We start from the raw sequence: 18,146 nt of genomic DNA on the forward strand, positions 1-18,146 counted from the left end.
CGTCAGGCTCCAAAGCTGCCGGGACGGAAGTCCATGGCGAACGCCGGCGATGCCTTCCACTTGATGGCCTTCGGCTTCGCGGTGAATGTCGCGTTCTGGTGCAGCACGGTGAAGGCAGGATCCTCCCGCTCGGCGATCTCGAGCATCCTGCGGAACGCCTTGCGGCGAGCCTCGCGGTCAGTCGAGGTCTCGAGGAACTCGGAGAGCTGGTTCAACTCGGCATTGGTCCACTCGCCGACCTGTTGTTGCTGGCCTTGCGGACCATGCTGCGCAACCAGCGACGACACGGGATCGTTGTAGGCGGCGGAATTGGACCAGTCGCGCACCGCGCGCGTGGGCGTGCGTTCGAAGATCTGTGTCCAGTTCTCCTTGGTCTCGATCTGAACGTTCAACCCGACGGCCTTCCACATCTCGACAAGGACCTGCGCCGTCGCCACCTGATTGGTGTAATAGTTGTTCAGAAGCCGATACGGGATCGGATCGCCCTTGTAGCCCGCTTGTCGAAGCAGATCCTGGGCAAGCTTCGGATTGTACTCCGGCACATTCCAGTCGGCGTGGAACATGTCCGCGTAGAACTCCCACTGCAGACCATGCGGCACGCGCGTGCGTCCCGCCCACAGACTCTCGACGATGGACTGGCGATCGATGGCGTGGGTGAACGCACGGCGAACCAGCGGATTGGCGAGCTGCGCGTGGTTCTTGTCGAACACCGTCAGGCGGTGATTGGAAATCGTGCCGCCCTGAACCTCGAACGCCGGGTTCTGCTCGATGGATGCGATCTGGTCCGGAGGAATGTCGCAGGCAAATTGATATTCGCCGGACAGGAGCCCGTTGATGCGGCTCGCCACCTCCGGCACCTCGACGAAGCGGATGCGCTTCAGCGGCGGACGGCCGCCCCAATATTCATCATGCGCTTCAAGCGTCAACGACACGTCGGGACGCATCTCCACGATCTTATAGGGGCCGGTGGTGACCGGCTTGCGCGCCCAATCCAGATAGCTTGACGCCTCGTCCCAGGCGCGCCGGCTTGCGATGTTCGACCCGGCACGCGACAGCCGCCCCTCGATGGTGACGTCCGGCGTCGCGTTGTAGAAGCGCACCGTATATTTACCGACGGCATCGACGCGCAGCAGGTCCGGCCAGATGCGCCGCGCGACGGCAGGAACTTCAAGCGGCAGCTCCTTGCCAGCCCGCGGGGTCGGAATGACCTCGAACGCCTTGATGGTCGACCGGCTCTTGGCTTCGGTATTGCCGAACATGCGCTCACGCCCGAAGCTGAAGACGACATCGTCCGCTGTCAGCTCGTCGCCATTGTGAAACTTGACGCCCTGGCGAAGCTGCAATTCGATGGTCTGATCATCGATCCGCCTCCATTCCGTCGCCAGCCCCGGAACTGCTTCCAGCTGGCCGCGCCAGTCTCGCGCGATCAGCCCCTCCCAGATCGAGGAAAAGAAGATGCGTTCGCCGACGTTCGACTGTTCGCGCAGCACATCGAGCACGTTGGAATTCGACACCTTCTGAACGGCAATCGTGATCGATGGGCGATTGTCCGCCTGTGCGATGGCGAAGCGGGGAAGGATCAGTGCGCCCGCGGCCGCGGAGCCCATGCCGAGAATCTGGCGGCGAGAATGTCCGGTCATCTTTGCGTTCCTGCTGCTCTAAGAATTCAATGCGGTGACCAACAGGACGGCGCGCGTGCGCGCAGTCGCGAGCTACTCGGCAAGGCCAAGCTCTGTCAGATGCCTGGCACCGGCCAGGACCGTGCCGTGGTCGCGCAATTCGATGATCAGACGCGGATTGGAGGTCAGCTGGCCAAGCGCGCGAAAGACCGCACCCCAGCGTATGGTTCCCTCACCTGGCGCCCAGTGGCGGTCGGCGTACCCGTCCGAGTCCTGAATATGAACGTGCGTGAGCATGTCGCCGGCAGCATCGACGTAGTAGTCGACCGGCGGCGCCCCGGTCGACGTGTAGGCATAATGAGCATGCCCGGTATCGAGCGACACGCGAACATTCTTGCTGTTCAGCGCCTTGGCGAGACGCACGCGTTCGTGCGGGTCCTTGTCTTCGATATTCTCAATGACCAGCTCGCAGCCAATCTGTTCGGCACGACGGATCACTTCGGACAGGGTCGCCTGGACACGCTCGATCGAGGCTTCCCGATTGCCGGGATAGAGATCGAGGTTGTTGTGGTCCCACGTCGTGTAAGGTGAATGGATGACCATCTGGGTGGCGCCGACAGCTTCCGCAGCTTCGAGGCCTTGCAGCATGCGGGTCCTGACGGCGTTGCGCACGAGCGGATCGTGGCTGTCGATCTTGAACCCCCAGAAAGGTCCATGGATTCCAAGCCGCCCTTCGAACCCATCAAGCGACTTCTTGAGCCTGGCAGCGACGTCCTGCCAGTCGCCGTCAAGCACGTCCGAGCGGAAGAAATCCTGCAGCTCCAGATCGCGCGGCCGCGACAGCAACCATTCACGATGGGCAGACAGCGAGGCGGTCGACAACGCCGCTCCAAGAACGGGCTTTGCTGGTGCGGGCATGGCAACTCCGGCGCGGTGACTCGTGCACGAACTGCTAGCCCCGCCACATGACGACGATATGAAATCGGCCGTATACGGCGATGTTCCCTGAGGAACACGGCGTCATTGCTGTTATCAGTCGGCCTTGGATGCCCCCGCTCTCGCAATGGCTTGTGCAAGATCCTCGCGCTCCTCGCATCCTTGCGGACACAACGTGGCAAGTCGCGCGAGGTTGATCTTTGCCTTGTCGAGCTGACCGAGCTCGACAAACATCTCGCCCTGGTATTCCAGCGCGCCCTTATGGTTTGAATCCAGATCGAGAGCCTTGGCGTAGAACGTCGCCGCCTGCGTCAGGTCGCCCGACTTGCGCAGGCTGAAGCCCATCAGATTGAAGACATCGGCATGTTGATGGGTCGCGAGCATCGGCGTCAGTTCGTCGATTGCCGCCTTGAAGTTCTTCGCCTCGATCTTTGCACGCACGGAAGCGAGATCGGGAGCATCGTTCGAGACGAGATTGTCGACTGCGAGCGCTGCAGTCGCGAAGAGCATCGATGTTCCAAGCACGATGACCTTGAGAATTGCCTTGCGCACGAATGCCTCCTATCGGACGGAACTCAGATGATCATCAGGCCTTGTCGACGGTCAACGCGTAGCCGTTGCCATCCCGGGCGATTGTACCGACGCCAGGAAATGGGAAGTGATAGCCGCTGATGCCGATCTTGTCGGCAATGACGCGATCCATCAGCTTGCGGCGTGAGGCTTCGGCGGAAGCACCGTCCTGATCGTAAACGCCGCGCCAACCTGGATTGGCGACAACGAGCGCCGGAACGTAGCAAGTGTCGTTGGAAAGCATCAACTGGCTCGCACCGGAGGCAAGATGGAAGGCGCGATGGCCCGGCGTGTGGCCCGGGGTCGCGACAAGGCGCATGCCGGGCGCAACCTCCGCCTCGCCCGCAACCTGCTTGATGTTTTTCCAGTTGGGAAATGTCGCCTGGATGCGGCGGGCAAGACCCTTGCGGGCGTCCGGCAGCCTGTTGATGACGGCTGGGTCGGTCCAAAACTTGTATTCGGCGTCGGCGATGATGATTTCGGCATTCGGAAACACCGGCCTGTTCGTGTCCTTCTCCATCAACCCGAAGATATGATCGGGATGACAGTGCGAGATGAGAATAGTGTCGACCTTATCGGGATCAAATCCGGCGGCCTTGAAGTTGGCCATGAACCTGCCCGCGGTGGGCTGCACCTGGCCCCCGGTTCCGGCGTCGCACAGAACCGTCTTGCCGCCGGTTCTGACAACGGCCACGGTGAACGGAATCGATACGAAATCTTCCGGCAGGCCGGCCTTTGCCATGGCGGCCTTGACGTCATCGACGGACGCGTTGGCAACGAATGCGGGGTCGTGCGGCTTCTCCCAGATGCCGTCATAGACGGCCGTCACGTCGGCCGTGCCGACCTTGTAGGTTACATGGCCCCTGGCCGGATCCGGCGTCTTTTGTGCGAGAGCCGGGGTTATGACCAGCCGCGATGACAGGCCAAACGCTGTTGCAAGGCCGGAAGCGATCACGACATCGCGTCGGGAAGCTTTGAACATGGCGAACTCCATGGAAGGTTTGGGTCTGGGGGCCGACATCCATGGAGATTCAAGGGCCTTCGCCTTTATTCCACATCGGGCGTACCTTTCTCTGACGTTCCAAAAAATTGGGGCGGACATGGAATAAATGTGACACCGCCTGAATCCGGATATTGAGAAGCTGGCAAGCGCAGGCAGCGAATGACCGACAAGGCGAGGTTCGAGCGGCTGACGCTTCCGCACATGGATGCGGCATACAATTTGGCGTCTCACCTGCTGCAGACGCGCGCCGATGCGGAGGACGCAGTCCAGGATGCCTTCGTCAGGGCCTATCGCGCGTTTCATCAGTTTGAAGGCGCGGATATCAGGCCTTGGCTGCTGACGATCGTGCGCAATGTCTGCTTTCGGCGTTTGCAGGAAAGGCGGCGTGCCGACAATGTGGTTTCGCTCGATGAAGTGAGTTCGCGCTCCACTGGCGCAGCCTTCGAGGCCGACATGGCCTCCGCGGACCGCTCACCTGAGCAGACAGCGATCGCAAGCTCCGATCAGGCCTTGCTCGCACACGCGATGGCAGAGCTGCCGCCGGTGTTCCGCGAGGTGATCGTGCTGCGGGAGATTGAGGACCTGTCCTATCGGGAAATTGCCGGCGTCATCGGCACGCCGGTCGGGACCGTGATGTCGAGGCTTGCGCGCGCGCGGACCGAACTGAAAGCCATCTTGAACAGGATGACGAACCAGGATGACCGCAATGCAATGTGACCGTGCGCACGAGTTGCTCGGCGCCTACAGAGATGGCGAGCTTGCGCCCGAAGAGCGGCGCGCAGTGGCCGGCCATATCGGAACATGCAGGACATGCAGCACCGCCGTGGCTGACGATGAACGAATTGGACGATTGGTGAAGAAGTTCGGGCGGATCGCGCCCCCACCTGCGCTTGAACCGCGCCTGCGCGCTGCGCTCGATCGCGCTGAAGAAACGTCGCTCCCCGGGAAGCCGGTGGAAACGCCGCACCTTGGGATGGACGCGCCAAAGGCCCGGGCGCTTGCCAAGCGAGTCGCAGCGCTGGCGGCAGCATGCCTCGTTGCGGTGATGGCAACGTGGTGGGTCATGGACACGACCCGCCATGCCGAGCAGATCGAGCATGACATCCTTTCCGCGCATATCCGCTCGTTGTTGCAGGATTCGCCGACCCAGGTCGCCTCGTCCGATCAGCATGTCGTGCGGCCATGGTTCGCCGGCCGCGCCGACTTCGCGCCCGCGGTGAAGGATTTGACCGCTGAAGGATTTGCATTGCTCGGCGGGCGCCTCGACTATGTCGCCGACCGTCGCGTGGCGGTGGTCGTCTACAAGCGCCGCCTGCATCTCATCAACGTCTTCATGTGGCCGTCGTCGGTCGCGGCGACCGAGAGCCTTGCCCCGGCCACGTCGAGGAACGGCTACAATCTTTTGATTTGGAGCAGAAACGGAGTGAGCTACTGCGCCATTTCCGATCTCAACGCCGCTGAAATGCGGGAGTTGCAACACCTGCTCTGACCGGCGATGCCCGCACCGTCATTGAGCCGCACCGCGCACACGATCGATCAAGGCCAGCGGATCCCTCGGCAGCGCGGCGCCGCGCCACGCAACGTGCTGATCCGGACGCGAAAGGACCAGGTTGTGGCCGGTGAACTCGGCTGCATCATCCGCACTGATGTCCAGCACCGTCAATGGTACGCCCCGGTGCTCGGCCGCAGCAACCAGTGCCGCCGGGTCGATCGTCTGGTCAAGTCGCAACAGAGTGAATTCCGGACCAAGCGCATCGTAAAGTGATGTCTTCCTGGGCAGCCACACATGCGGCGTGCGGCATCCGGGCACGGTGGACGATTGATAAGTCGCCATCGTGTACGGCGGGAACTCGGTGCCATCGTAGGCGATGATCGGCGAGCGGTCGTAATACGTGCCGAAGTTGAGACCGGCACAGGCATATTGCTGCACGTTGATCGCATAGGCCGTGTGACCCACGTCAGCACGCACCCGTTCGCCGTCGGGCCCGGCGTCCTCGATCCCGTCCGGCACGGCGCCGCGCCTTCGGATCTCAGCCTCGGCATGGCTCATGGCGAACCGTGAGACCTGATCGGTGATGGGCAAGCGCTCAGCCTCATAGGCGTCCAGAATAGCCTGGGGCGCCCAGCCATTGAGGTGGGCCGCAAGCAACCAGGACAGGTTTGTCGCGTCCGCTATGCCGGCGTTCATGCCGTAGCCGGCATAGGGAACCCAGATGTGGGCGGCGTCGCCGGCGATGAAGACGCATCGATCGCGAAACTTGTCGGCCATCAGCCTGCGGCCGTACCAGTCCTCCTTCGAGATGATGTCGTATTGGAAATCCGCGCCGACGCCGAGGATCGTGCGAATGGCCCAGTCGCGATCGACAGAATCGAAATCCGGCTCGTCGGGCCGCAGATAATTGTGCAACAGCCATCGTTCGCGCCCGTCGATGGCGTACACCATCCCGGAGCGGCGCGGATTGATCACTCCGGTGCCCCAGGCCGGTGCGTGCCGTTGGCGGTCGATCAGGTCCGCGGCTCGAAAGTAGGTCGACTGCACGCGCTGAATGACCGCATCGCCCTGCAGCTTCGCGCCGATCGCTTTGCGAACGACCGATCGCGCGCCATCGCAGCCGACCACGAAGCGGAATTCTCGTCGCTGCACGGATTCATCGTCGAGGTCGCGAAGCGACACTGTCGCGGCTTCGTCCGCGATCTCGACATCCTCGACCGCGGTTCGGTTGAGAATCTCGATGTTTGGCTGGCTTTCCGCATGCGCAAACAGGATGGGCTCGAGAAAGATCTGATTGATGCGATGCGGTGGCTCCGCCGTCGGCCAATTGCCGTCGGCACCGCTGGTGTCGGTGAACCGGTCGCGCCGACACGGAATTGGGATGCGCGTCAGTTCCTGGCCGGTGAACGTCGTGCGATAGCTGATGTCGTGCGGGTAGTCGGGAGGCAACCCGGCATTGCGAATCTTTTCGGCAACGCCAAGGCGCCGGAAGATTTCCATCGTCCTCGCCGCGACGTGGTTGCACTTGGGCTCCGGCGGCTCGGCGCGCCGGCGCACTTCGGCCACCTTGACCTTGATGCCACGCCAGGCGAGATCGATCGCCAGCGTGAGCCCGACCGGTCCGGCGCCCACAATGAGAACGGGGGCATCATCGTCGCGCAGCATCAGCCTGCTCCAGTTGTGCGCTCGCGTGGCCGGCGCTTCATTCCAGCGAGGCACCTGATGCCTTGACGATCGGCGCCCATCGCTCGATTTCGCTCGTCACGTATTTTGCGAAGGTGTCAGGCGTCGATCCGATCAGCGGCTCAAGCGTCAGTGCGTTGAGCTTGGTGCGCGTCTCGGGCGCGGCCAGGAGCGTCGCGATTTCCCCCGCCAGCCGATCGACAATGGGCCGCGGTACGCCCGCAGGTGCAACCACGCCCTGCCACGCCACAAGCTCAAACCCGGCGAGCCCGGCATCGGCCAGCGTCGGAATATCAGGCGCAGACCCGACACGGCCTGCGGTCGTCACACCCAAAACTTTCAGCTTGCCCTCTTGGATCTGAGGCAACGCAGGTTGCAGATCGACCACCATGAACGGAATGTGCCCGCTGATCACGTCCTGCATCGCCTGCACGCTGCCCCTGTACGGCACGTGCTTGATGTCGAGCGCGGCGGCGGTCTTGAGCATTTCGGCGCCCAGATTCTGCGGGCTGCCGTTCCCGGCCGAGCCGTATGACAGTTCACCCGGCTTCGATTTCGCATAGGCGATGAAGTCGCTGAGGGAATTGACCGGCAGCGACGGATTGACGACGAGCGCGAAGGGCACGGCAGCCACGAGTGCGATCGGGGTGAAATCGGCGACCGGATCGTAAGGCAGCTTCCGGTACAGCGTCTTGTTGATGGCCAGGGTCGTGGAGGTCGCCATCAAGAGTGTGTGGCCGTCGGGCTGCGCTTTCGCGACCTGGCTGGCCCCAAGGGTGGTGCCGGCGCCGGGTTTGTTTTCGACAACCACAGTGGCACCCATCCCCGTCCGGAGTTGGTCGGCGACGAGCCGGCCGAGAAGATCGGTTGTCCCGCCGGCAGGATACGGCACGACAAGAGTGATCGTGCGTGACGGATAAGCGGATTGCGACCTGACCGATGACCCGGTCAGCGCAACCGCGCTTGCCGCACTACCCGCTATCACCTTCCGACGTGTCAAAAGCATGCGCGGCGCTCCGGTGTACCGTGAATGGTCTGCGCCGCGCCGACGCCCTAACGTTCGTCGTCCCGAAACTACGGCGCCTTACTCTCCCACGAACGTCACGGCTTCGGAAAGGGGCGCGCGGGACGTGCGGTAGCTGTTGATGATGTGGTCATGCTTTGGATGACCGAACGAGATGCCGCAGACGACGCGCCGGTCCTCGGCGAACTTGAGATAGTCCCGCACCACATCCGAGCGCCGCGCCAGCGCAGCCTGCGCGATCGAACCGACGCCGAGCGCCTGCGCCGCCAGCATGAAGTTGGCGACATAGGCGCCGCAATCGACCGCGCCATAGACACCGAGCGGCTCGGTGGTGGTGATGATCGCCACGTGCGGCGCGCCAAAGAAGTTGAAGTTCTCCAGCGCCTGTTTGGCGGCCGCGGCCTTGTCGCCCTTGGCGATACCGACCGCGTCGTAAAGCTGGAAGCCACTTTCGCGCCGCCGCGCCTGATAGACGCCGACATATTCGCGCGGCCAGGGGAAATCCGGCGCGGAGTCCGCGCCCGACGCCGCCGTCTCGTACATCATTTTGCGGAATCGCTCGGTTTCCGCTCCGCTCATGATCGTCACATGCCAGGGCTGGCTGTTACACCATGACGCGGTGCGTTGGGCGGCGCGCAGGATGCGCTCGATCACCGGGCGCGGCACCGGATCGGGCTTGAAAGCCCGACACGAGTACCGCGCGGCCAGAAGCCCCTCGAGCACATCGATGGCGTCCACCGCGTTGGTGGACGCCGCGTTGCCCTTCGCCGTCGCTGCGCTCATGCCCGGCCCTTGGTCGGGATCTTGTTGAACGGCACATCCTTGTCCACGCGGATGTCACCAGGCAGGCCAAGCACGCGCTCCGCGATGATGTTGCGCATTACCTCGTCGGTGCCGCCGGCGATGCGCGAGGACGGCGACGACAGCACCATCTTCTGGAACTGACCCGCAACCTCCTTCTGATCGTTGTCGACCAGCACACCGGCCGCGCCCTGCAGGTCGAGCGCGAAAGTTGCGATCTCCTGCAACATGCTGCCGGCAACCAGCTTGCCGATCGAGTTCTCAGGCCCGGGCCGCTCGCCGCGCGACAGCGCCGAAATCGTGCGGTAGGTCGTATACTTCAGGCCGCTGGTGCGCGTCGCCCATGTGGCAAGCTTGGAGCGTACAGCGCGATCGTCGATCGCAGGCCCATCCTCGGTCATCAGGCTGTTGCAGTAGTCGAAGATTTCCGGGAAACCGGTGGCAACGCCCGAGCCGATGGCGTAGCGCTCGTTCATCAGCGTGGTCAGCGCCACGTTCCAGCCCTCGCCGACATTACCGAGCCGCTGCTTGTCGGGGATACGCACGTTGGTGAAGTACACCTCGTTGAATTCCGACGCGCCGCTTGCCTGCTTGATCGGGCGGATTTCGACGCCCGGGCTCTTCATGTCGAGAAAGAACATGGAAAGCCCCTGATGCTTCGGCACGTTCGGATCGGTGCGCACGACCAACAGCCCGTAGTCCGAGTAGTGCGCGCCCGAGGTCCAGATCTTCTGGCCGTTGACGATCCAGTCGTTGCCGTCCTTTTCCGCACGGGTGCGCAGCCCCGCCACGTCCGAGCCGGCCGAAGGCTCGGAAAACAGCTGGCACCAGATCTCGTCGCCGGAGGCGAGCGGCGGCAGGTAGCGCTTTTTCACGTCATCATTGGCGTAGGTCATCAGCACCGGGCCACACATGCCCTGGCCGATCAGGAACGGGGCGCCGAGCTTGTTGTAGATGCCCTCCTCCTGCTGCCAGATCACACGCTCGATCGGCGTCGAACCGCGGCCGCCGTACTCTTTCGGCCACTGCAGGCAGGCCCAGCCGCCTTTCGCCTTTTTCTTCTGCCACTCCTTCGAGAGCTGCAGCACGTCACCGCTCTTTAACTTGATGCGGCCGAGCGAAGCTTCCTTCAGCTCGCTCTCCAGCTCCTTCGGTGCGTTCGCGGCGATCCAACTGCGAACTTCGCTGCGGAATTTGGCTTCCTGCGGGGTGTCGTCGAAATTCATGGTCAAAATCCTTTCGCTGACATCTCAGGCGGCTTCGGTGTTGCGGGTGCGCATGCGGTCGATCAACTGGTCCTCCCAGTAGGACATGCTGCCGAGGCCGAGTGCGAGCGCGTTGGAGCGGCGGTAGTACAGATGGCAGTCGAATTCCCAGGTGAAGCCCATGCCGCCATGCACCTGGATGTTCTGCTTCGAGCAGTGCTGGAACGCCTGTGTGGCGCTGATGCGCGCCGCGGCCGCAGCTTCCGCCAATTCCGACGAGTTGGTCGAGAGCGCCCAGGCGGCATAGTAGGCGTTGGAACGCGCCAGCGTCGCCGACACATACATGTCGGCGAGGATGTGCTTGACCGCCTGGAACGAGCCGATCGGACGGCCGAATGCCATGCGATCGAGTGCATAGTCGCGGCCCATCTCCAGCGCCCGTTCGGCGCCGCCGACCTGCTCGAAGGCGACGAGCACGGCGGCACGATCCAGAACGCGCGTCAGGTTGCTCCAGCCTTCGTCGGCGCGGCCGAGCAGCTCGGCCGGAGCACCGTTGAACTTGATCTCGGCCTGATTGTGGGTCGGATCGATGCTCTGCAGCGAGCGACGCTCGACGCCCTTGCCCGTCAGATCGACGATATAGAGCGCGATGTCGCTCTCGCGGCCACTGTTGCCGGAGCGCGCCACGACGATCGCGAAATCGGCGATCTCGCCGTCCGGCACCGGTGTCTTGGTGCCGCTGACGGCGCCATTCGCCACTTGCGCCTTGATCGCGGCGGGAGAGAGCTTGCCCTTGCCTTCAAACAACGCCAGCGTGCCGATCTTCTCGCCGGATGCGAGCCCCGGCAGATACTTCCGCTTCTGCGCATCAGTGCCGGCCAGCATGATCGCTTCGGCAGCGAGATAGATCGAGGACGCGAACGGTACCGGGGCGACGACGCGGCCGAGCTCCTCGGCAATCACGCACAGTTCGAGATGGCCTGCACCGGAGCCGCCGAACTCCTCGGGAATGGCGACGCCGAGGAAGCCGAGCTCGGCAAGCCCCTTCCACAGCGAGCGGTCGTACGTATCCTTCCCCTCGAGCACCTGCCGCACGGCCTTGCTCGTGCACTTTTCGGCGAGAAACCGCCGCGCCTGATCGCGCAATTGCTTCTGGTCGTCGGAAAAATCGAAATTCATGGTGAGTGTGGCTCCCTCTCTTCTTATTGAGCGTATTATTGCGCTAGCGCGGCGCCATGCGGATGGCGCCGTCAAGGCGAATGGTCTCGCCATTCAGCATCGGATTTTCAACGATGTGAACCGCCAGCGCTGCATACTCGCTAGGATCGCCGAGCCGTGCCGGATGCGGCACCTGGGCGCCGAGGCTCTTGCGCGCCTCCTCCGGCAGCCCCATCAGCAGCGGAGTGAGGAACAGGCCGGGCGCGATGGTATTGACGCGGATGAACATCGAGGCGAGATCGCGGGCAACCGGCAGCGTCAGCCCGACCACCCCGCCCTTTGACGCCGAATAGGCCGCCTGCCCGATCTGGCCGTCGAAGGCTGCAACACTCGCGGTGTTAATGATGACACCCCGCTCCTCGCCGATCGGCTCGGCAGTGGCGAGCCGCTCGGCCATGAGGCGCAGCACGTTGAACGTGCCGATCAGGTTGATGCTGACGACACGCGTGAAGACGTCGAGCGGAAACGGACCGCTCTTGCCGACCGTGCGGGACGCGTTGCCGACGCCGGCGCAGTTCACCAGCACTCGGGTTATGCCATGCGCCGACTCGGCCTTGGAGATCGCCGCCTTCACCTGCTCTTCGCTTGTGACGTCGGCACCGAGCGCCAGACCCTTGATCTCCTCGGCAACCTTGTCCGCATTCTCCTTGCGCACATCGAGGACGGCGACCTTCGCGCCCTTCGCGGCCATGGCCCGCGCGGTCGCAGCACCTAGTCCCGAACCGCCACCGGTGATGAGAACAGGAACGTCTTTCAGTTGCATCGAATGGCCCCTTCCAACTTTTTACGAAACGGATCTCAGGCGCGCGCTCGCCGCGCGGGGCTATCGCCCCAGTCTGCGAGAATGTCCGACACCTGCAAGGCATCGACTCCTGCCGAATGCTGGATCGCCGACGGCGTGCGCGAGAAGCGCGGCGCAGGCGCCGGCTGCACACCGCCGGCGTGCTCCACAAACGTCTTGCGCGCGGCCAGGTGCGGATGCTTCGGCGCATCGAACAGGCCGACGATCGCGGCGGCGCAGGCGTCACTGCCCTCGAGTAGCTTTGACCACTCGTCGCGCGTCTTCGTCAGGAATATGGCTTCGAGCTTCCTCTGCAGCTCCGGCCACTTTGCGCGATCGTTCTGTGCATCGAACGCATCGTCGGCGAGGCCCGCGAGCTTGCGGAGCTCGGCATAGAACTGCGGCTCGATCGCGCCGATCGACATGTAGTTGCCGCAACCGCACTTGTAGGTCCGATAGAAATGCGCGCCACCGTCGAGCAGGTTGGTGCCGGCCTCGTCGGTCCAGCGTCCCATGGCTTTCAGGGCATGGAACATGGTCAGCATGTTCGAGACGCCATCGCACATGGCAGCGTCCACCACCTGCCCCTTGCCGGAGGACCGCGCCTCGATGATCGCCGCAAGCAGACCGACGACGAGAAACAGAGCGCCGCCGCCGTAGTCACCGACGAGATTGAGCGGCGCCACGGGCTCACCGTCATGCGAGCGAAAGGAATCGAGCGCGCCGGTGATCGCGATGTAGTTGATGTCATGGCCGGCAGCCATGGCCAGCGGCCCCTCCTGGCCCCACCCGGTCATGCGAGCATAGACCAGGCGCGGATTGCGCTTCAGCGCCTCATCGGGTCCAAGCCCGAGCCGCTCCATCACCTGCGGGCGAAAGCCTTCGATCAGCGCGTCGGCGGCGCCGATCAATTCCAGGGCCTTGGCGATGTCGTCCTTCTTCTTCAGATCGAGCTCGACCGGACGACGCCCGCGATTGACGAAATTGCGCGCGTCGTTTTTCCACTGGCCCGGCCGCGCGATCGTCACGACGTCGGCGCCCATGTCAGATAGCATCATGGACGCATAAGGGCCGGGACCGATCCCGGCGAACTCGATGATCCGTACGCCGCGCAGCGGACCGGTCGCCTTATCCTTGCTCACGATGTCCTCCTAAAACTGTTCTTGTTATCGTTCGTCGGACGTCCGACGCCTATTTGTACTTGCTTGTCTTCCCGCTCTTCACGGCAGGCGCTCTCAGTATGCCGCCGCAAATCAGCTCTGTCATGTGCGCTACATAGCGGCGGCGCACGTCGTCCGTTACACCACCGAGGCCAAGTGCCGGCGACATCGCCGTCCGGCCATGGAACAGATGGTCGCAGGCGCCGATCAGGCTGATATAGAACAGCATCGGATCCACTTTGCGGAATTCGCCCGCCTCGACGCCTTCCTCGAGCAAGCGGCGCTGGAACTCGAATACTGGTCTCGCGAAGACATGCGAGACCTCCTTCGCCGCCTTCTCGTTGCTTTCATAAAGCAACCGGTGGATCAGCCGGTTCAGATATGGAAAGCGGTGGTAGGCCTTGATGATGCCCGCGATGTGCAGCTTCAGCTTCTCGGTCGGCGAGATCGGCTGCCGCATCAGGTAGTCGAGGTTCGCGATCTCCGACTGCGAATCCCGCGTGAGCAGCGCCAACAGGAGCCCGTCCTTGTTGCCGAAATGATACTTCACCAGCGCCGCGTTGACGCCGGACTTCTTCGCCAGTTCGCTCAAGGAGATGTCGATCGAATTGCGCTCGATCATCAATTCGCCTGCAGCCTTCAACAGCTTCGCGGCAGTTACGTTCTGCTGCTGTGGCGCCTTCTGTGTGGCAAGGGCTGTATCGGTTCGCATCTTCTTCCAGGCAAGAGACGGCGCGCGCAGCTAAGCTCATCGCTGCACCGGGCTCAAGAGTTAATTGAACGATTGACTAAATCGAGGCCGGTCCGTTTAATTGGAAGCAACGACCCCACAAAAACGCAAAGGGAGAGACGCCATGGCCGAGGCCTATATCGTCGCCGCAGCTCGTACCGCCGGTGGCCGCAAGGGAGGCCGCCTCTCTGGCTGGCATCCGGCCGATCTCGCCGGCCAGGTGCTGAACACGCTGGTCGACCACACAAAGATCGATCCGGCGCAGGTCGAGGACGTGATCATGGGCTGCGTGATGCAGGCCGGCGAGCAATCCACCAACATCGCACGCAATGCGGTGCTTGCCTCAAAACTGCCGGAGAGCGTGCCGGCCACCTCGATCGACCGCCAGTGCGGCTCCTCGCAACAGGCGTTGCATTTCGCTGCGCAAGCGGTGATGGCCGGCAGCATGGACGTGGTGATTGCAGCCGGAGTGGAAAGCATGACGCGGGTGCCCATGGGGCTGCCCGCCTCGCTTCCGGCCAAGAACGGCTTTGGCCACTACAAGAGCGGCGAAATCGAGAAGCGTTACCCGAACATCGAGTTCAGCCAGTTCACCGGCGCCGAGATGATGGCGAAGAAATACGATCTCTCCAAGGAGGAGCTCGACCAGTATTCTTATGAAAGCCACCAGCGGGCGATCGCAGCGACGCAAGGCGGCCTGTTCAAGGATGAGATCGTTCCGCTGCCGATCACGCGAGCGGACGGGACGTCCGACACGCACAGCATCGACGAAGGCATCCGCTTCGACGCGACGCTGGAAGGCATTCGCGGCGTCAAACTGATCGCCGAGGGCGGACGCATCACCGCGGCCAGCGCAAGCCAGATTTGCGACGGCGCGTCCGGCGTCATGGTCGTCAACGAGAAGGGCCTGAAATCGCTTGGGCTGACCCCCATGGCCCGCATCCACCACATGAGCGTGCTCGGCCACGATCCGGTCATCATGCTGGAAGCGCCTCTGCCCGCCACCAAGCGGGCTCTCGACAAGGCCGGCATGACGATCGACGACATCGATCTGTTCGAGGTGAACGAGGCGTTCGCCTCGGTCCCGACCGCGTGGCTGAAGGCGACCGGCGCCGATCCCGCGCGGCTCAACGTCAACGGCGGCGCGATCGCGCTCGGCCACCCGCTCGGCGGCTCCGGCACCAAGCTGATGACGACGCTGGTGCACGCGCTGAAGCAGCGTAACAAGCGGTACGGGCTGCAGACCATGTGCGAAGGCGGCGGCATGGCAAATGTGACGATCGTGGAGCGGCTGTGAGAAGAGCGAATGACGAGTAGCGAACGCGAACCGACCCGGTGACACTGCCGTGGTTCTTTCCTCCCGTTCGCCACTCACTCGTCGCTGTTCGCCAGGAACCGGTCCATGACCCATCCCTCCGTCCACGCCCGTACCCGGCCGGACAAGCTCGCCTACATGATGGCGGAGACCGGACGGGGCATCACCTACCGTCAGCTCGAGGACCGCTCCAATCAGGGCGCGCAGCTCTTCCGCAGCCTCGGTGTGCAGCGCGGCGACCATATCGCCATACTGCTGGAGAACTGCACCACCTTCATGGAAATCTGCTGGGCAGCGCAGCGGTCCGGCGTCTATTTCACCGCCATCAGCCGCTATCTCACCGGAGATGAGATCGCCTACATCGTCAGGGACTGCGGCGCGAAGATCTTCATCACTTCGCTTCAATGCCACGACCGCGTATCCGACCTGCTCGACAAGGAGCTGAGCGGCGTCAAGCTGTTCATGGTCGGCGGCGTCAAGCCGGGTTTCCAGTCGTGGGAAGCGGCGATCGCAGAGCAGCCGGCCAGCCGCATCGCCGACGAAGCCATCGGCCACGACATGCTCTATTCATCCGGCACGACGGGACGGCCGAAGGGGATCAGGCGCGTGGCATCCACCGATCCGATCGACATGATCAATCCGCTGATGAAAATGCTTTGCGTCACGGGCTGCGGCATGTCGGAGAACACCGTCTACCTGTCGCCGGCGCCGCTCTACCACGCGGCTCCGTTGCGCTTCAACTTGATGGTCGGCTCGCTCGGCGGCACCTCGGTGATCATGGAGCATTTCGACGCAGAGACCTATCTGCGCATGATCGAGAGGTACAAGATCACCCAGTCGCAGCTGGTGCCGACCATGTTCGTGCGCATGCTGAAGCTGCCGGACGATGTGCGCAAGAAGTACGACCTTTCGACTCTGACGGGTGCGATCCACGCCGCGGCCCCCTGCCCGATCGACGTGAAGGCGAAGATGATCGACTGGTGGGGACCGATCCTGGTCGAATACTATGCGGGCTCGGAAGGTAACGGCGTCACGGTGTCGACCTCGAAGGACTGGCTCACCCATCGCGGCACCGTCGGACGCGCGGTGGTCGGCAAGGTGAAGGTCCTCGACGAGGAAGGCAACGAGCTGCCGCCGGGCGAGATCGGCACGATCTACTTCGCCGACGGGCCACAATTCGCCTATCACAATGACCCGGAGAAAACGAAGCGCGCGTTCAACGACAAAGGCTGGTCGACGCTGGGTGACGTCGGCTATGTCGACAATGACGGCTTCCTCTATCTCACCGACCGCAAGGCCTACATGATCATCTCCGGCGGCGTGAACATCTACCCGCAGGAGACGGAGGATGTGCTGATCGGCCATCCGGAGGTGGCGGACGTCGCGGTGTTCGGCGTGCCCAACGAGGAAATGGGCGAAGAGGTGAAGGCGGTCGTGCAGCCGCGCGACATGGCGAAGGCCAGCAAGGCCTTCGAGGCGGAGCTGATCGCCTTCTGCCGGCAGAAGCTGTCGGCGCTGAAGTGCCCGCGCTCGATCGACTTCGAGGCGGAGTTGCCGCGCACGCCGACGGGCAAGCTGGTCAAGCGCCACCTGCGCGACCGGTATTGGGCCGAAAGGAAGGCGGCGAAGGCGTAAACCTCGCCATTGCGCGCCTATTTCCGCGCTCGCGCCTCATGCTTGGCTGCCTGGCGCAGCACATTGCGGGCGCGCTCCACCACCGGCACGTCGATCATCTTGCCTTCGAAGGTGACGGCGCCGAGGCCCTTGGCCATGGCGTCGTCGTAGGCCGCGATCATGCGCTGCGCGCGGTCGACGTCCTCGGCCGAGAAACCGTATTCCTCGTTCAGGATCGTGACCTGGCTCGGGTGCACGCAGGTGCCGCCGGCGAAGCCGAATTTCCGCGAGCGCTTGATCGTCTCGCGGAAGGCATTCAGATCGGCGAACTCGGCAACGGTTCCCATGAAGCCGAGCGGCAGGATGCCGGCGGCACGCGCGGCGACGATCATCGTCTGCTTGGCAAGCTGCAGCGTCTCGCCGATCGGCTCCATCGACAGTGCCAGCGCGAAGTCCTCCGCGCCCAGCGACAGCGCCACCACACGAGGCGAGGCTTTGGCGATCTCGCGCAGGCGGAAAAAGGCGTCGGCGGTCTCCACCAGCGGAACCAGCTTCGTATGCCCGTTCGGCAGGCCCTTCTGCGCCTCGAACGTGTCGAGCAGCTCGGCGATCACGCCGATATGCTCGGCACTTTCGGCCTTGGGACACATCAGGGCCATCACGCCGGGACCGACCGCCGCCTCGATGTCGAGAAAGGCCTGGTGCCAGGGCCGGTTGATGCGCACGACCACGTCGGCGCCGGCCTTGCTGACCTCCTTCGCCGCCGCATGGATCAACGTACGCCCGCGAGGCTTTTCAGCCTCGGGTACACTGTCTTCGAGATCGAGGATGTAAGCGTCGGCGCCACGCGTGTGCGCTGTCGCAACGAACTTCTCGCGCGTGACCGGAACGAACATGAGCGACCGCCAGGCCGGCAGGTCGTCGCGCAACAGAGCCATCAGATCAATCCCTGTGAACGGAGATGGGCCTGTTTATCAATCGGACTGCGGCCGACA

At 63.4% G+C, this 18,146-nt stretch carries 17 protein-coding genes; 4 read left to right on the top strand and 13 right to left on the bottom strand.

The annotated features are described in order from the left end of the window. Positions 1–2: 2 nt before the first annotated feature. From RCO31_RS31465 to RCO31_RS31480, 4 genes are all read right to left on the bottom strand, one after another. The gene (locus RCO31_RS31465; RefSeq protein ID WP_308972296.1) at positions 3–1,640 is read right to left on the bottom strand and encodes an ABC transporter substrate-binding protein; all 1,638 of its coding nucleotides are present in this window, start codon (positions 1,638–1,640) and stop codon (positions 3–5) included. 72 nt (positions 1,641–1,712) lie between these two features. After that, a complete protein-coding gene (locus RCO31_RS31470) occupies positions 1,713–2,537 on the bottom strand; it encodes a sugar phosphate isomerase/epimerase family protein (RefSeq protein ID WP_308972297.1) in 825 nt (274 codons plus the stop codon). 114 nt (positions 2,538–2,651) lie between these two features. Next, entirely contained in the window at positions 2,652–3,107 is a 456-nt protein-coding gene (locus RCO31_RS31475) for a hypothetical protein (RefSeq protein WP_308972298.1), read from the bottom strand. Between the two features lie 34 nt (positions 3,108–3,141). Beyond that, positions 3,142–4,107 (bottom strand): MBL fold metallo-hydrolase, encoded by a 966-nt coding sequence (locus RCO31_RS31480; RefSeq protein WP_308972299.1) that lies wholly within the window; start codon positions 4,105–4,107, stop codon positions 3,142–3,144. Between the two features lie 180 nt (positions 4,108–4,287). On the opposite strand from RCO31_RS31480, the gene RCO31_RS31485 reads away from it, so the two are divergent. Both RCO31_RS31485 and RCO31_RS31490 read left to right on the top strand, forming a co-directional pair. Beyond that, positions 4,288–4,845: a sigma-70 family RNA polymerase sigma factor gene (locus tag RCO31_RS31485; RefSeq protein ID WP_308972300.1), complete on the top strand. Its 558-nt coding sequence runs from the start codon at positions 4,288–4,290 to the stop codon at positions 4,843–4,845. Then, positions 4,835–5,617: a zf-HC2 domain-containing protein gene (locus tag RCO31_RS31490; RefSeq protein ID WP_308972301.1), complete on the top strand. Its 783-nt coding sequence runs from the start codon at positions 4,835–4,837 to the stop codon at positions 5,615–5,617. Before RCO31_RS31485 ends, RCO31_RS31490 begins: the two co-directional genes overlap by 11 nt. Positions 5,618–5,635: 18 nt before the next feature. On the opposite strand, the gene RCO31_RS31495 is transcribed toward RCO31_RS31490, so the two are convergent. The 8 genes from RCO31_RS31495 to RCO31_RS31530 form a co-directional block, all read right to left on the bottom strand. Beyond that, complete coding sequence (locus RCO31_RS31495) at positions 5,636–7,285, bottom strand: FAD-dependent oxidoreductase (RefSeq protein WP_308972302.1); 1,650 nt, start codon at positions 7,283–7,285, stop codon at positions 5,636–5,638. 37 nt (positions 7,286–7,322) lie between these two features. Beyond that, positions 7,323–8,309 (bottom strand): tripartite tricarboxylate transporter substrate binding protein, encoded by a 987-nt coding sequence (locus RCO31_RS31500; RefSeq protein ID WP_308972304.1) that lies wholly within the window; start codon positions 8,307–8,309, stop codon positions 7,323–7,325. 78 nt (positions 8,310–8,387) lie between these two features. Beyond that, positions 8,388–9,110 carry a nitroreductase gene (locus RCO31_RS31505; protein ID WP_308972305.1) on the bottom strand — a complete coding sequence of 241 codons (723 nt, stop codon included), beginning with the start codon at positions 9,108–9,110 and terminating at the stop codon, positions 8,388–8,390. Next, the gene (locus tag RCO31_RS31510; RefSeq protein WP_308972306.1) at positions 9,107–10,354 is read right to left on the bottom strand and encodes an acyl-CoA dehydrogenase; all 1,248 of its coding nucleotides are present in this window, start codon (positions 10,352–10,354) and stop codon (positions 9,107–9,109) included. Before RCO31_RS31510 ends, RCO31_RS31505 begins: the two co-directional genes overlap by 4 nt. A gap of 24 nt (positions 10,355–10,378) precedes the next feature. After that, positions 10,379–11,512 carry an acyl-CoA dehydrogenase family protein gene (locus RCO31_RS31515; protein WP_308972307.1) on the bottom strand — a complete coding sequence of 378 codons (1,134 nt, stop codon included), beginning with the start codon at positions 11,510–11,512 and terminating at the stop codon, positions 10,379–10,381. Positions 11,513–11,555: 43 nt separating this feature from the next. Then, a complete protein-coding gene (locus RCO31_RS31520; RefSeq protein ID WP_308972310.1) occupies positions 11,556–12,314 on the bottom strand; it encodes an SDR family NAD(P)-dependent oxidoreductase in 759 nt (252 codons plus the stop codon). A 35-nt stretch (positions 12,315–12,349) separates the two neighbouring features. Beyond that, positions 12,350–13,477 carry a CaiB/BaiF CoA transferase family protein gene (locus RCO31_RS31525; protein WP_374991560.1) on the bottom strand — a complete coding sequence of 376 codons (1,128 nt, stop codon included), beginning with the start codon at positions 13,475–13,477 and terminating at the stop codon, positions 12,350–12,352. 46 nt (positions 13,478–13,523) lie between these two features. Continuing rightward, positions 13,524–14,204, bottom strand: coding sequence for a TetR family transcriptional regulator (locus RCO31_RS31530; RefSeq protein WP_308972314.1), 681 nt, complete (start codon positions 14,202–14,204; stop codon positions 13,524–13,526). 142 nt (positions 14,205–14,346) lie between these two features. On the opposite strand from RCO31_RS31530, the gene RCO31_RS31535 reads away from it, so the two are divergent. Continuing rightward, positions 14,347–15,519 (top strand): acetyl-CoA C-acetyltransferase, encoded by a 1,173-nt coding sequence (locus tag RCO31_RS31535; protein ID WP_308972315.1) that lies wholly within the window; start codon positions 14,347–14,349, stop codon positions 15,517–15,519. A gap of 105 nt (positions 15,520–15,624) precedes the next feature. Beyond that, entirely contained in the window at positions 15,625–17,172 is a 1,548-nt protein-coding gene (locus RCO31_RS31540) for an acyl-CoA synthetase (RefSeq protein WP_308972316.1), read from the top strand. 17 nt (positions 17,173–17,189) lie between these two features. Here the strand turns inward: RCO31_RS31540 and RCO31_RS31545 are convergent, their stop codons facing one another. Then, positions 17,190–18,089: a CoA ester lyase gene (locus RCO31_RS31545; RefSeq protein ID WP_308972317.1), complete on the bottom strand. Its 900-nt coding sequence runs from the start codon at positions 18,087–18,089 to the stop codon at positions 17,190–17,192. Between the last annotated feature and the right edge of the window lie 57 nt (positions 18,090–18,146).

This window comes from Bradyrhizobium sp. LHD-71 (genome assembly GCF_031157255.1).
Classification (GTDB): Bacteria; Pseudomonadota; Alphaproteobacteria; order Rhizobiales; family Xanthobacteraceae; genus P52-10.

What these genes read in the sequence shown, in the direction of transcription:
- RCO31_RS31465 (WP_308972296.1), bottom strand. Translation starts at nt 1,640, where the DNA reads ATGACCGGACATTCTCGCCGCCAGATTCTCGGCATGGGCTCCGCGGCC.
- RCO31_RS31470 (WP_308972297.1), bottom strand. Translation starts at nt 2,537, where the DNA reads ATGCCCGCACCAGCAAAGCCCGTTCTTGGAGCGGCGTTGTCGACCGCC.
- RCO31_RS31480 (WP_308972299.1), bottom strand. Translation starts at nt 4,107, where the DNA reads ATGTTCAAAGCTTCCCGACGCGATGTCGTGATCGCTTCCGGCCTTGCA.
- RCO31_RS31485 (WP_308972300.1), top strand. Translation starts at nt 4,288, where the DNA reads ATGACCGACAAGGCGAGGTTCGAGCGGCTGACGCTTCCGCACATGGAT.
- RCO31_RS31490 (WP_308972301.1), top strand. Translation starts at nt 4,835, where the DNA reads ATGCAATGTGACCGTGCGCACGAGTTGCTCGGCGCCTACAGAGATGGC.
- RCO31_RS31495 (WP_308972302.1), bottom strand. Translation starts at nt 7,285, where the DNA reads ATGCTGCGCGACGATGATGCCCCCGTTCTCATTGTGGGCGCCGGACCG.
- RCO31_RS31500 (WP_308972304.1), bottom strand. Translation starts at nt 8,309, where the DNA reads ATGCTTTTGACACGTCGGAAGGTGATAGCGGGTAGTGCGGCAAGCGCG.
- RCO31_RS31505 (WP_308972305.1), bottom strand. Translation starts at nt 9,110, where the DNA reads ATGAGCGCAGCGACGGCGAAGGGCAACGCGGCGTCCACCAACGCGGTG.
- RCO31_RS31510 (WP_308972306.1), bottom strand. Translation starts at nt 10,354, where the DNA reads ATGAATTTCGACGACACCCCGCAGGAAGCCAAATTCCGCAGCGAAGTT.
- RCO31_RS31515 (WP_308972307.1), bottom strand. Translation starts at nt 11,512, where the DNA reads ATGAATTTCGATTTTTCCGACGACCAGAAGCAATTGCGCGATCAGGCG.
- RCO31_RS31520 (WP_308972310.1), bottom strand. Translation starts at nt 12,314, where the DNA reads ATGCAACTGAAAGACGTTCCTGTTCTCATCACCGGTGGCGGTTCGGGA.
- RCO31_RS31530 (WP_308972314.1), bottom strand. Translation starts at nt 14,204, where the DNA reads ATGCGAACCGATACAGCCCTTGCCACACAGAAGGCGCCACAGCAGCAG.
- RCO31_RS31535 (WP_308972315.1), top strand. Translation starts at nt 14,347, where the DNA reads ATGGCCGAGGCCTATATCGTCGCCGCAGCTCGTACCGCCGGTGGCCGC.
- RCO31_RS31540 (WP_308972316.1), top strand. Translation starts at nt 15,625, where the DNA reads ATGACCCATCCCTCCGTCCACGCCCGTACCCGGCCGGACAAGCTCGCC.
- RCO31_RS31545 (WP_308972317.1), bottom strand. Translation starts at nt 18,089, where the DNA reads ATGGCTCTGTTGCGCGACGACCTGCCGGCCTGGCGGTCGCTCATGTTC.